Here is a 770-nt window from a genome sequence, read left to right as displayed (position 1 = left end):
GCCGTTGACGGTCTGCACTCCGCCCCCGCTGGAGGCGGGGAGCTGCGAGGCGGGAACCTTGCCGTTCGCGTCGAGCTGGGCGACGCCGTTCGGTGCGCCCGGTGCGGTGTCGGGTACGGCGTGCACGTCGGCGGCGGTGAGGGTGACGGCGGCGGCGGACTTGCCGTTGACGGACTGCACGACGCCCGGGGCGCCGGCCGGGCCGGTCGGTCCCTGGGGTCCGGTCGGGCCCTGGTCGCCCTTGGGCCCCTGCGGGCCCTGCGCGCCCGGGTCACCCTTCGGCCCCTGCGGCCCCTGGGCGCCCTGCGGACCCTGGGGGCCGACGGGCCCGGTGTTGCCCTTGGGTCCCTGGGGGCCGACCAGTGAGGCGAGCCACTGCTCGACCGTGCCCTGAAACCCGTTCTTCACGGCGACTTCGTACGCGCTGTCGCCCCGCACGGCGACGTAGGTCGGCGTCGTCGGGTCGGTCGGCACGACGTCGGCGATATCGACCGCGGGCGTCTCCTTGGGCAAAAGGATCTGGTAGGTACGCCCGTTGGCGACGCCGACCAGTTGTTCGGCCACGCTGTAGGACCAGCCGGACGGGTTCATGCCGGGGGCGTCCGTGGCCGGCAGGGTGACGGCGAACGCGCCTTGTGCGTCGAGGCTCGCGGTGACGGGTCCGCCGAGGATGACGTCGGAGTCGGGGAAGGTGATCAGCGAGGGGGCCCGGAACACCACCTGTCCGGCAAGGGGGGTGCCGTCAGGGAGCAGATACCGGCCCGTCACCC

The 770-nt window shown here is 73.9% G+C and carries 1 pseudogene; it reads right to left on the bottom strand.

Features of this window, described 5'->3' with window-relative positions:
• Positions 1-717, bottom strand: a pseudogene (locus tag IE225_RS33865) (hypothetical protein); the annotation flags it as partial.
• Positions 718-770 lie beyond the last annotated feature (53 nt).

The organism is Streptomyces echinoruber (assembly GCF_014651135.1).
GTDB classification, from domain to species: Bacteria; Actinomycetota; Actinomycetes; order Streptomycetales; family Streptomycetaceae; genus Streptomyces; species Streptomyces echinoruber.
The sequence above is the reverse complement of the archived record's forward strand: the minus strand, read 5'-3'. Positions and strand labels throughout refer to the sequence as shown.